Consider the following 12,437-nt stretch of genomic DNA (forward strand, 5'->3'; position numbering starts at 1 on the left):
GCCCCCCGGGCCCGGGCGCGGGCCCGCGGAGCCGGGGCCGCGCGCCGGGTCCACGGCGTCCTGCGGCCGGTCCCGCGGGTCGTAACGGTCAGCCGAACTGCGCCGTGATGCGCTGGAGCGGGACGAACTTGAAGTTCTGGTTGCCGCTTGTGCCGGGGGCCCCGTTGGAGCCGTCCTGGCAGATGAAGACGCCCTGCGGGAAGGCCGGACCTAGGTTGGCGGCGGAGGCGTCGATGCCGTCGGTGTCCTCGCAGTCGTCGGCCGCGGCGCCGTTCGAGACGGAGAAGCGGCCGAGGTAGGCGCGGGTGGTGCGGTCGTACACGGTGAAGTCGTCGCTGCCCTGGGAGGAGACGTAGATCCGGTTCCCGGCGGCCGTGATGCCCTCGGCGTCGGCGGTGATGTGGCCGCCGGAGCCGGTCGAGTCGAGCTTGGTGCGCGCGGTCCCGGCGGTGGGCTCGGCGCCGTACACCCACACGCCGACGTCCTCCTCGCCGAGGTAGAGCTTGCCGGTGGTCTCGTCCGCGTAGCAGCCCTCGACGGCGGAGCCCGCGTCCCACAGCCGCACGGAGGTCGCGGTCACGGTGTCGCCGCTGACGGCGAGTTCCCACTGTTCGACGCGGCCGGACGTGGAGTTGGGGAAGGCGTACAGCTTGCCGGAGGCCGGGGAGGTGTAGAGGCAGATGCCGTGCGCGGTGACCTCGGTGGGCACGTCCCGCAGCCACTTGAGCTGCCGGGTCGCCGGGTCGATGCGGTAGATGTGCATGGCGCCGTTGCCGCCCGCGGCCTCGTCGTCCGCCGAGACCACGATGTTGCCGCGCAGGTCCACGTTGTTGCCGTGGTCTCCGCTGATCCGCTGGATCCGGGCGCCGGTCATGTCGTAGACCTCCAGCGCGCCCTTCTTGTCCGTACCGACGACCACCGATCTGGCGGGGTCGGTCGGGTGGACCCAGATCGCGGGGTCGTCGGCGGCGTCGCCGCTGTGCGAGACCGGAGCGGTCTCCACGGTGGCCGTTACGGACACGGCCGCCGCCTGCGCGGGAGCGGCAGGCAGGGCCAGGGCGGCCAGGACGGCGGCGGGCAGTGCGGCGGAGCGGACAGAGACGGTGAAGGACACCGGATTCCCCTCGGTCGGGTGATGGACAGGAGGAGGTTAGGGAGGCCCGGCGAGCGTGGTGTGAACGGCAGTTGAACCGGTCGCCGTGCTCCGGCTCCCCTTCTCCCCCATCCCTCCACCTGTGGAAATCGACAAGACGAGACGGTTCGCACCGCAGTAGGCTGTTCCCATGTGCGTGCACTACCTGTTCCTCTGACCCCGCTGCGTGATCCGGACACGGCCACTGCGTAGCCGGTTCGCGCTGCCCTTCGCCAGGAAGCAGGTACCACGCCCCAGAGGATTCCCATGCACTCCACCAGTCCTGCCGCTCCCACCGCTGCCGCCTCCACCACACCGGTCTCGCAGCTCGCCCTCACCGACGTCTGCAAGGCCTACGGCGACCGCGTCGTGCTCGACCAGGTCTCCTTCACCCTGCGCCCCGGCGAGAAGGCCGCCGTCATCGGCGAGAACGGTGCCGGCAAGTCGACCCTCATGCGGCTGATCGCCGGGGTCGAGGCACCGGACCACGGCCAGATCACCCGCAGCTTCCCCGGCGGCATCGGTCACCTCGCGCAGACCCTCGATCTCGGCCCGGACCGCACCGTGCGGGACGCCGTCGATTCCGCCCTGCACGAGCTGCGGACGCTGGAGGCCGACATCCGGGCCGCCGAGGCCGCGCTCGCCCACACCGGGCCCGCCGGGCTCGACGCGTACGGTGACCTGCTCACCGCGTACGAGGCCCGCGACGGCTACACAGCCGACGCCCGCACCGACGCGGCCCTGCACGTGCTCGGCATCGGGCACATCGGCCGCGAGCGGACCCTCGGCTCCCTGTCCGGCGGCGAGCAGTCCCGGCTCGCCCTCGCCTGCGTACTCGGCGCGTCCCCGGAACTGCTGCTGCTGGACGAGCCGACGAACCACCTCGACGAACCGGCCGTGGCGTGGCTGGCGGAGCGGCTCCGCGCGCACCGGGGCACGGCGGTCGTCATCACGCATGACCGCGCGTTCGTGGAGGCCGTGTCGACGACCGTGCTGGAGGTCGACCGCGATCTGCGGACCGTCACGCGGTACGGGGACGGCTGGGCGGGCTACCGGGCCGCCCGGGCCGCCGCCCGTCGGGGACGCGAGCAGCGCCACCAGGAGTACGTCGGCGAACTCGCCCGTACGCGGCGCCTCGTCGACGCCGCAGGGCACCGGCTCGCCACCACCGGCAAGGACCCGCGGGAGGGCTTCGGCAAGCACCGGCGCTCGCACGAGGCCAAGCTGTCCGGGCAGGTCCGGGCAGCGCGTCGGCATCTGGACCAGCTGCTGCGGGAGCCGGTCGCGGCGCCGCCCGATCCGCTTCGGTTCACCGCGCGGATCGACGAGGACGGCGCCGCCCTCCCGGAGGACACCCCGTACGTGGCGGAACTGGCCGCGGTCCGCGTCGGCGGGCGGCTGAACGTTCCGGAGTTGGCGATCGGCCCGGGAGCCCGGCTGCTGGTCTCGGGCCCCAACGGGGCGGGCAAGTCCACGCTGCTGCGGGTACTCGCCGGTGACCTCACACCGGACCAGGGCACGGTGCGGTGCGGGACGTCGGTCGGCTACCTCCCGCAGGAGGTCGCCTTCGATCCGGGCCGACATCCACTGCTGCACGGCTTCGCGGCCGGACGCCCCGGCGACCCGGAGGAGTACGCAGAGCAGCTCCTCGGCCTCGGGCTGTTCCGCGCGGAGGACCTGCGCGTACCCGTGGCCTCGCTCTCGGTCGGCCAGCGCCGCCGGCTGGAACTGGCCCGGCTCGTGACCCGGCCCGCCGGACTCCTCGTACTGGACGAGCCGACCAACCACGTGTCGCCGGCACTGGTCGAGGAGTTGGAGGAGGCCCTGGCCGCCTTCAGCGGCGCGGTGGTCGCGGTCTCCCACGACCACCGGTTCCGCTCCACCTTCGCCGGCCCCGGCCTGGAGCTCTGCGCGGGTTCCCCGGTGGCGGGGTCGGTACGGCACGTCTAGCTCAGGACGATGCCGTCTGTGCGGGAGCGGTCGAGGGGCGAGTGTCAGTGACCGGTGTCACGCTGAGGTGATACACGGTCCACGGAAGGCAATCGCCATGATCACCACTGACTTCGTCCCGGGCTCCCCCTGCTGGCTCGACCTCGGCGCCCCCGACGTCCGTGCCGCCGCCGCCTTCTACGGCGCCGTACTCGGGTGGGACTACGAGTCCATGGGTGAGGGGGAGGAGACGGAAGGCGGGATGTTCCGGAAGGACGGCAAGATCGTCGCCGGGCTCGGAAAGCTCACCGAGGGGGGCGCACGCTCGGCTTGGATGATCTACTACAGCGTCGCCGACGCCGACGCCACGACCCAGGCCGTCGAGGACGCCGGCGGCACGGTGCGGGTGGCGCCCAGGGACCTCGACGAGTGGGGCCGGATGGCGCAGTACACCGACCCGCTGGGAGGCCAGTTCGCCGTCTGGCAACCGGGAACGAACAAGGGCGCCGAGCTGGTGGACGAGCCGGGCTCGCTGTCCTGGACCGAGTTGTACACGAGCGACGCCGCGGCCGCGAAGGAGTTCTACGGCGGTGTCTTCGGCTGGCGGTTCAGCGACATGCCGCTGCCGGGCGGCGGGGGCACGTACTGCCTCATCACCCCCGCCGGGCTGCCCGAGGAGCGCATGCACGGCGGCCTCATGGAACTCCCCGAGGAGAACCTCGCCCTGTCCGGCGGACGGCCGTACTGGCACCCGGTCTTCAACGTCACCGACTGCGACGCCGCGGTCGCCAGGGTCACCGAGAACGGTGGCAGCGTGCAGATGGGGCCGGAGGACGCCGAGGGTGTCGGCCGGCTGGCCGTCTGCCTCGACCCGTCGAACGCGGACTTCGTGCTGCTCACCCCCAGCCAGAGCTGAGCCCGGCCGGCCGGGCGCGGCCGGGGCGGCGTCCGCCGGCGCCCAGGACCGCTCATCCGGCCAGGAGGAGCAGCGGGGCCGGGTTTCCGTCCGCCCAACCCTCGGTGATGACGGCGAGGGCGTCGCCCACCGCCGCCCCGCGGAGGAAGGCCGCGCGGTGGCCGCCGACGACGCGGGCGCCCGAGCCGTCCCAGGCGACCGGCACCAGCCGCGCCACACCAGGGACGGGCCGTACGTCGCCGCGCACCGGGACCTGCGGCAAGGGCGGAAGGCTGCGGCCGGACAGCCCGGCGAGCAGCGGGGCAAGGAGGGTGTGGGCGGCGACGAGTGCCGCGTACGGGTTCCCCGGCAGACCCACCACCCACCGCCCTGATCCGAGTCCCGCGAGCAGCTGCGGATGTCCGGGCCGGCAGGCCACCGTGTCGACGGACATCCGGGCGTCGGCGTCGCCCAGCAGTTGCCTCAGCTGGTCGGTGGTCCCGACGGAGGTGGACCCCGTGACGACGACGACCTCCGTGTCCCGCAGCCCGTGTACGGCTTCGGCGAGCAGCACGGCCGGGCGGTCGGGGACGTGCTGCACTCCGACGGCCGCGCCACCGAGAGCGGTGACCAGTGGCGGCAGGAGCGGGCCCAGGGCGTCCCGGATCCGCCCGGGGCCGGGCATGCCGTCGCGGTCCAGCTCGTCACCGGTGACGAGGATCCCGACCCGGGGCCGGGGCCGTACCCGGAGCACGTCGTAGCCGCAGGATGCGGCGAGCCCGAGCAGCGCCGGGCCGACCCGGGTGCCGGCCGGGGCGAGGCACGTCCCCACCGGGGCGTCCTCGCCGGCGCGCCGGATGTGCTCGCCGGGTGCCTGCGCGGGTCCCGACACCCAGCCGTCGCCTCCCCCCGCCAGTTCCAGTGGCAGGACCGCGCAGGCACCGGCCGGGACCGGAGCCCCGGTGGAGATCTCCACTGCCTCTCCCGGCGCGACAGGTCCGTCCCAGGCGGTGCCGGCCCGGACCGTCCCCCTGATGCGCCAGGGCCCCTGGCCCGCCACCGCGTAGCCGTCCATGGCTGCCGTGTCGAACGCCGGGAGCGGGTGGTGGGTCCGCAGGGCGTCGGCCAGGGTCAGCCCCGTTGCCGCGGCCAGGGGTACCGTGCGGGCGGCCAGCGGCAGCGGCGCTCCATGGGCCAGCTCCCGGGCCCGCTGCCAGGGCATCGCCTGAGCGGGTGCGGTGTGCACGGTGGTGGTGTCGGTCGTCAGAAGCATGGCACCAGCCTGGGACCATGGCTTTTCCGTTGGCTGCGGGGCGGGTTGCCGTTGTGGACCAGCTTGCTCACGCACCGCACCCGATCCCTGTGAGCCCCACGTGGAGGTTTCCGATGGGTGTGAGTGGCGTCGGGCAGGAAGAACCGGATGACGTGCCACCGCCGACAGCCGGACGGCCGCGCCGCAGGCAACCCGGGCCAGGTCCACTGGCGCGGCTACGGAAGGCCGTGGACTCGGCCGCGGGGGCGGGGCCTCCCCCGGGGCCGACGCGTCCGGAGTTCTGGCGCAGTCCCCTGCGGGGCCCGTGGTTCACCGCGGTGTTCGGGCTCGTCCTGCTGTTCGGGATCACGGTGCTGTTCGTGACGGGCCTGCTGTCGTACGCGGCGTACAACCCCGATCTGGCGGCGGTCAACGACCAGACTCCGGACAAGGGATGGCTCGGCTTCTACCTGTTCTCCTGGCCGACTTCCCCGTCCTGGCTCTACCGGCTGACCCAAGGCGTGCACGTGACGCTGGGGATCGTGCTGGTGCCCGTGCTGCTCGCGAAGCTGTGGTCGGTCATTCCGAAGCTGTTCGAGTGGCCCCCGATCCGCTCGGCGAGCCACGCCCTCGACCGCTTGTCGCTGATCCTGCTGGTCGGCGGCGTCGGCTTCGAGTTCGTCACCGGCATCCTCAACGTCCAGTTGCATTACGTCTTCCCCGGCTCCTTCTACACGCTGCACTTCTACGGGGCCTGGGTGTTCATCGGCGCCTTCGTGGTGCACGTGACCTTCCGGCTGCCCAGGGCGCTGCGGGCCGTCAGGCACAGGTTCCAAAAGCCCGCGGCGGGTACCGAGGAGGCGGTCGGGCTGGTCTCGCCGCGGCCTGCGGAGCCGACCATCTCGCGCCGGGGCGCCGTGGCCATGGTCGGGCTCGGGTCGATGACCCTGCTGGTGGTCACTGCGGGGCAGAGCATCGGCGGATGGTGGCGGCAGACGGCGTTGCTGGCACCGCACGGCCGGGACCCGGGCTCGGGCCCGAACGGCTTCCAGGTCAACAAGACCGCCGCCTCGGTCGGCGTCCGGCCCAGCGACATCGGTCCCGCCTGGCGGCTGACCGTACGCGGCGCCGGACAGCAGGTCGACCTGACGTACGAGCAGCTGCTGGCCATGACGCAGCGCGAGGCGGCCCTGCCGATCGCGTGTGTGGAAGGCTGGTCGACCCCTGACCAGCTGTGGAGCGGGGTCCGGCTCACCGATCTGGCCGCCGCCGTCGGGCTCGGCGGGCACACGCCCGAGGTCCTGGTGGAGTCGGTGCAGCGCGGCGGCTCGTTCCGTTCGGCCGTGCTGCGCGACAACCAGGTCCGCGACAGCCGCTCGCTCCTGGCCGTCCGGGTCAACGGAGCGGTCCTCTCGCCCGACCACGGCTATCCGGCGCGGATCATCGTCCCCGGGGCTCCCGGGGTGCACAACACCAAGTGGGTCACCCGTCTGACGTTCGGAGAACCGGCATGACCGCTTCGACCGTCTTCCGCCGCCGCTACGGCGCCTCCCCGCTGCACCTGCTCCTCGTCCTGGTCTCCTTCGCCCTCGCCGCCTACGCCGGACTGCGCCTGTTCGAAGGGGACACGCTCGGCGTGGCCATCTGGTTCGTCGGGGCGGCCCTCCTCCACGACCTGGTACTGCTTCCCCTGTATGCGGTGACCGACCGGGCGGTGCAGGCACTGTTCACCCACGGCCGGGATGACGACCGGCCCGCGCCACGGGTGAGCGTGAACTACGTCCGTGTGCCCGCGTTCGTCTCCGGTGTCCTGCTGCTGGTCTGGTGGCCGCTGGTCTTCCGCCAGGTCGGGCACTTCACGGCCGCGACCGCCCTCCCGGCGGACGGCTTCCTGGCCCGGTGGATGCTGATCACCGCGGCCCTGTTCGCGGCCTCGGCAGTGGTCCTGGTCGTACGGACCTGGCACCGGAGCCGCCGCCCCGGCACCCGGTCGTGATCACGGCGGGGGACAGAGGCCGCCGCCCCCTGCGTCAGCCGCTCGCGCGGCGCCAGGGGATCTCGGCCCACACCTGCTTGCCGCCGCTGAGCGGCACCGAGCCCCAGGCCATCGAAGTCGCCTCGACGATGAGCAGCCCGCGGCCGCCGGTCGACTCCCAGCTCACCGACACCGGTTTGACGGGGCTGCGCGGCGACGCGTCGTTCACTGCGATCCGCAGCCGGTCCGTCGACAGGGTCAGATCCATCCCCACCTCGCCCTGGGTGTGCGCGATGGCGTTGGTGACCAGCTCGGACACGACCAGCAGAGCCGCGTCGAGTTCCTCCACCACTCCCCAGGAGCGCAGGGTGCGTGCGGTGAAGCGGCGCGCGTGCAAGACCGCCTTGGGCAGCCGCCACACCGTCCAGTGGCTCCGCATGGGCCTGCCCTGCGTGCCGTCGTAGCGCAGCAACAGCAACGCCACGTCGTCGTCGCGACGGCCCACACCCAAGACCAACTCGTCGGCCACCCCTCCGGCATCGACCGGGTCGGCCGCGGCGAGCACGTCACACACCCGCCGCATGCCCTCCTCCAGAGGCAGCCTGGCGGACTCGACCAGGCCGTCCGTCAGCAGAACGAGCAGGGTTCCGGGGAGCAGCCCCACCTCGGTCATGGGGAATTCGGCTTCTGCGAGCACGCCCAGTGGGGGCCCGCCCTCGACCGCCATCTCCTCGGCGACGCCGTCGGGATGGCGCAGTATCGGCGGCAGGTGGCCGGCCCGTACGACCCTGGCGATGCCCTCCTCCATGTCCAGGTCCACATACCCGCAGGTGGCGAACAGATCGGTCTCCATGCCGACGAGCAGACGGTTGGCCCGCGCGACCACCACATCGGGCGGGTGGCCCTCCACCGCGTAGGCCCTGACCGCCGTACGCATCTGGCCCATGATGGTGGCGGCTCCCGCGCTGTGCCCCTGTACGTCCCCGATGACGAACGCCACATGACCGTCGCCGAGCGGGATGACGTCGTACCAGTCGCCGCCGACCTCAAGTCCCGCCGTCGCGGGCAGGTAACGGGCGACAGCCACCCCGCCCGGCAGCTCCGGGAGCTTACGGGGGAGCAGACTGCGCTGGAGCATGGTGGCGAGTTCGCGGCTCGCGTCCAGTCCGTGGGCGCGTACCAGAGCCTGCCCCACCAGCCCCGCGGTCGCCGTGAGCAGCGACCGCTCCTCCGGTCCGAACCGGTGCTCCGCGTCCCACCCCACCAGACACACCCCGACGATCCTGCCTTCGGCGGGAAGCGGCAGCACCGCGAGACCACCGGGCCCGACGCCCAGGAGACCAGGCTCCAGAGCCGCGCCCGGCGGCCACAGACTCATGTGCCCCCCACGCAGCGCGCTCTGCAGGGTGGGCAGGCCGCTGAGCGACACGTCGGGCCACTCGGACCGCCATTCCGAGCGCCAGACCTCGGGCCAGGCATCCGGGTCCGGAGGGTCGAGGGCGGTGACGATGAGCCGCTCGGGCTCCAGTTCACCGACCGCGACCCGGGAGGCGCCGAGCGGCTCGCGCAGGGCGGCGACCACCAGTCGGCTGACCTCCCGGATGGTCGCCGCTCCCGCCAGCGTGGCCGACAGCCGCTGCACGAGGGAGACCTCGTCGGCGCTGGGGCGCAGATAGGTGGCATCGGCCACCACGCCCAGGACGCGCTGCGGTGTGCCATCGGAGTCCACCTCCACACGGCAGCGCAGCCCCAGCCAGCGCAGCTCGCCGTTCGGGCGGCGGATACGGAACGCCAGCTGCTGCCCTGCGGCGCCCAGCCGGTCCGGCTCCACGATCGCCATCAGTGCCGGCATGTCGTCGGGGACGGCGCAGGCGAGCAGGGTCTCCACCTGCCCGTCGAACTGCTCGGGAGGCAGACCGAGCAGTTCCAGCACGTGCGCGTGGGCCTCCATTCGGCCGGTGCCCAGTTCCAGGATGAACGCGCCGCCTTGGTGGGGCACGAGGGACTGACCCAGATGTGACTGCGGGGCTTTGCGCCCGGCGAAGCGAGCGGCGACCGATTCGAGTCCGGCGGCCACCTGATCGGCGTAGAGCTCCAGAAGGCTGCGGTCGTCGGCGCTGAAGCCGTCCCCGACGTCGCCGGCGACGATCAGGCACCCGAGCTCCTGGTCGCCGTGTCCCAGTGGCAGCGCGCCCAGCGAGATCTTGGCGGGCGAGTTGGGGGCACCGTCCCGGACCCGGGTGGGGAAGTGGTGGGGATCATCCTCGATGAACGTGGCGAGTTCCTTGGGAGTCAGCCACAGCGGGCGGCCGGAGCGGAACGCATTGGCGGCGGGTGAATGGCCGGCCACGGCGAGGATCGCGGGCAGTCCGTAGAGGACGCCGCGGTTTCCGGTCAGCTCGGCCAGATGGAGCTCCCTGTTCTGGTCGGCGACCACGTAGACAGCGGCGAGCTCAGCCCCGCAGAACGCAAAGCGATGTCTGGTCACTGTCCGTATCGCCTCCTCCCGAGGACCTCCGGCCGACCGCCCTCCCTCCATGCTGTCGCGCCCGGGACCGTTCGGGCGAGTCGGAACACGGGCCGGAGCGGCCGGTGCCGCCTGCGCTGCGCGGATCGAGCGGTCACGGGGCGGGAGCGGCCACGGCCAGCGTACGGCGATCAAGGCGGTGGGGGTCTGGGGGGCTGAACGGGCGGTGCCCGCGAGAACCAGGCCTGGGCACCGCCCGCTCCTTCACCGCCGCCGCCCAGCACCTCGCCTTCGGTACCGGACTCCACCAGTGCGTCGGCGCCGCCTTCGCACGCGCCGAGATCGAGACCGTCGCCGGCATGCTCCTGCCCCTGCTGGACCAGTCCGCTACAGCCCCGGCTTCCACTACCGGGAGACCGGCCTGTACACCCGCGGTCCCGCCTCCCTGTCCCCGGACTTCACTCCCGTCCACGCGGGCGGCACCGGCCACGGCTGACGCCCTACCCCGCCGGGCGAAAGAAGGAGGGGCCGGACCGGCACCACACGTGCCTCGTGACCGTCTTCATGAGGCGGGCACCGGTGCGCGGTGCCTCCGGGCACGGGCTGTCCGGCGCCGGGACAAGGGGAATCGGGAGCCGCCATGGTGTCCGTGGGAGAAAGACTCAGCACGGCGCGGGTTCGGGCCTTCATCGGCCGGGACGAGCAACTCGCGCGATTCGGGGAGGCTTTGGCCGGCGATCCGCAGGCGCCGTTCGCGTTCTACGTGTACGGGCCGGGCGGCATCGGGAAGTCGACACTGCTGCGTCGTCTGGCGGACCACGCTCGTGCGGCGGGACGACGGCTCGTCGAACTGGACGGCCGCTTCGTCAGCCGGGACCCGGCCGATTTCGAGCGCGCGGCCGGTCCTCTCCTGGAGGTTCCCGGCACGGTCCTGGTCGTGGACTCCTTCGAGCGTTGCCAGTGGCTGGAGAGCTGGCTGTGGCAACACTTCCTGCCCCGTGCCGCGGACGGCACCCTGGTCGTCCTGGCCGGCCGGCTCGCACCGCAGCCGCAGTGGGCCGCCGACCCCGCCTGGGCCGGACTCCTGGACGTGACCGAACTGGAGCCGTTCTCCGACGATCAGGCGCGGAGCCTGCTGGCCGCAGCGCAGCTCCGCCCCGAGCTGCGCAGCCGGGTACTGCGATTCGCCGGAGGCAACCCACTGGCCCTGTCGCTCGCGGCAGCCGCGGGGTCGACGGGGTGCGGCGAGGAGGAGGTCTGGGCCCCCTCGGCGGACATCCTGCGCACCCTGCTGGCGGGGTTGATCGGTGAGGTGCCCACCGCGGCTCACCGCCGCGCCCTGGAGGTGGCGGCACAGGCGTACGCGACCTCCGAGGAACTCCTCTCCGCGGTGCTGCCCGAGGAAGACGCCCACCTCCTCTTCTCCTGGCTGAGGGACCTGCCCTTCATGGAGTCCACGCACCGTGGGCTCCACCCCCACGACGCCGCACGCGAGACCCTGGCCGCCGACCTGCGATGGCGGGCGCCCACGGCCTTCGCCGCGATGCGCCGGCGCCTGGCGGAGGAGTACCTGCGCGTACTGCGCGAGGCACCCGAGGAGCGGGTGTGGACCGTCACCGACGAGCTCTTCTACCTCTTCCGGGAGGGCGAGACCCTGGCGCGAACGCGCACCTGGTCCCGCGAGGACGAGGTGCACGACCGCCCGCTGCACCCGGGCGACCTCGCCGTCGTGCTGCGCATGGCGACGGAAACCGAAGGGGCGGCTTCCGCGGAACTGGTCCGCTACTGGGCGCAGCGCCAGCCGCAGGCCTTCAGCGTCTACCGCCTCGTGAGCACGGGCCGCATCGTGGCGTTCACGGCCCGACTGGCTCTGCCGGCCCCTCCCGACCCCCAGGACCTGGCCACCGATCCCGTCGTCGCCGCAGCGTGGAAGCACACCGAAACCACCGCTCCGGTGAGCCCCGGCGAACACATCGGCATAAGCCGCTTCTCGGTCTACCCGGAGCGCTACCAGGTGCCCTCGCGCGTCATCGACCTGAGCAGTTCCCGCGCCCAGGCGGAATCCGCCCGTGCCCGCGGCCGCGCCTACGGCTTCGCCGTCTTCCAGGACGCCGAGACCTGGGCCGAGCGCGTCAAGGGCACGCTCAGCGATACCGGGGCACGACCGCGAGTCGGTGAGCACACCTACGGGCTGTTCAGCGTCGACTGGCGCCGGGAACCCGTGGAGATCTGGCTCCGCCGCTTCATGTCGGCCACCGAGGTACCCGTCCGGTCGGAACCCTCGCCCGTGTCGCGCGCCGCGTTCGACCAGGCCGTGCGGGAAGCGCTGACGCACTGGCGCGATGCGGGCGCCTTCGCCGCCGGTGCGCTGATGCGCGCCCGTCTCGCGGCCGACCTCGGTGAGCCCGTCGAGGAGTTGCGCGCCTTGCTGCGCCAGGCTGTCGACGACCTCGCCCAGGACCCGCGCGGCGTACGGGCCCGCGAGGCCCTGACGGCGGGCTACTTCTCCGGTGCGCCCACCCAGGAAGCAGCGGCCCGCCGTCTCGGCCTTCCGTACGGCACCTACCGGCGCCACCTGCGCCAGGGCCTCGACCTGCTGTGCGAGGCCCTGTGGCAGCGGGAACTGCACGGCCCCGTCAAGGGTTCGTAGCCGGCGCCCTTCCCGGTACGGCGGACGCGGGCTGCCCTGACGCGATGCGCTCCGGAGCTCGGCGTCCGTACCGTCCGCCGACACACGGCTGCGCGCGGCCGATGGACGGGTGCGGACAGGACTGGACAGTCCCGGCC

Annotated in this window: 8 protein-coding genes; 5 read left to right on the forward strand and 3 right to left on the reverse strand. The window is 72.9% G+C overall.

The genetic code is table 11. From position 1 onward, the window contains the following. Positions 1–88 precede the first annotated feature (88 nt). On the reverse strand, positions 89–1,114 hold the full coding sequence (locus ACFYOB_RS03605) for a phytase (protein WP_388553872.1): 1,026 nt from the start codon (positions 1,112–1,114) through the stop codon (positions 89–91). A gap of 285 nt (positions 1,115–1,399) precedes the next feature. Between ACFYOB_RS03605 and ACFYOB_RS03610 the strand changes: the two genes are divergently transcribed. Both ACFYOB_RS03610 and ACFYOB_RS03615 read left to right on the forward strand, forming a co-directional pair. After that, complete coding sequence (locus tag ACFYOB_RS03610) at positions 1,400–3,082, forward strand: ABC-F family ATP-binding cassette domain-containing protein (RefSeq protein WP_388553875.1); 1,683 nt, start codon at positions 1,400–1,402, stop codon at positions 3,080–3,082. 97 nt (positions 3,083–3,179) lie between these two features. Further along, positions 3,180–3,977, forward strand: a complete 798-nt coding sequence (locus tag ACFYOB_RS03615) for a VOC family protein (RefSeq protein WP_388553877.1) — start codon at positions 3,180–3,182, stop codon at positions 3,975–3,977. Positions 3,978–4,029: 52 nt separating this feature from the next. Here the strand turns inward: ACFYOB_RS03615 and ACFYOB_RS03620 are convergent, their stop codons facing one another. Continuing rightward, entirely contained in the window at positions 4,030–5,229 is a 1,200-nt protein-coding gene (locus ACFYOB_RS03620) for a molybdopterin molybdotransferase MoeA (RefSeq protein ID WP_388553880.1), read from the reverse strand. A gap of 227 nt (positions 5,230–5,456) precedes the next feature. On the opposite strand from ACFYOB_RS03620, the gene ACFYOB_RS03625 reads away from it, so the two are divergent. Both ACFYOB_RS03625 and ACFYOB_RS03630 read left to right on the forward strand, forming a co-directional pair. After that, positions 5,457–6,722, forward strand: a complete 1,266-nt coding sequence (locus ACFYOB_RS03625) for a molybdopterin-dependent oxidoreductase (protein ID WP_388553883.1) — start codon at positions 5,457–5,459, stop codon at positions 6,720–6,722. After that, positions 6,719–7,204 carry a hypothetical protein gene (locus ACFYOB_RS03630; protein WP_388553886.1) on the forward strand — a complete coding sequence of 162 codons (486 nt, stop codon included), beginning with the start codon at positions 6,719–6,721 and terminating at the stop codon, positions 7,202–7,204. The genes ACFYOB_RS03625 and ACFYOB_RS03630 overlap by 4 nt, the downstream gene beginning before the upstream one ends. Positions 7,205–7,238: 34 nt before the next feature. Here ACFYOB_RS03630 and ACFYOB_RS03635 read toward each other — a convergent pair whose 3' ends face one another. Next, the gene (locus ACFYOB_RS03635) at positions 7,239–9,722 is read right to left on the reverse strand and encodes a SpoIIE family protein phosphatase (protein ID WP_388553889.1); all 2,484 of its coding nucleotides are present in this window, start codon (positions 9,720–9,722) and stop codon (positions 7,239–7,241) included. Between the two features lie 577 nt (positions 9,723–10,299). Between ACFYOB_RS03635 and ACFYOB_RS03640 the strand changes: the two genes are divergently transcribed. Then, on the forward strand, positions 10,300–12,300 hold the full coding sequence (locus tag ACFYOB_RS03640) for an ATP-binding protein (RefSeq protein ID WP_388553892.1): 2,001 nt from the start codon (positions 10,300–10,302) through the stop codon (positions 12,298–12,300). Positions 12,301–12,437 lie beyond the last annotated feature (137 nt).

The sequence above is a fragment of the Streptomyces sp. NPDC006463 genome, assembly GCF_042870715.1.
In the GTDB taxonomy this organism is placed as follows: domain Bacteria; phylum Actinomycetota; class Actinomycetes; order Streptomycetales; family Streptomycetaceae; genus Streptomyces.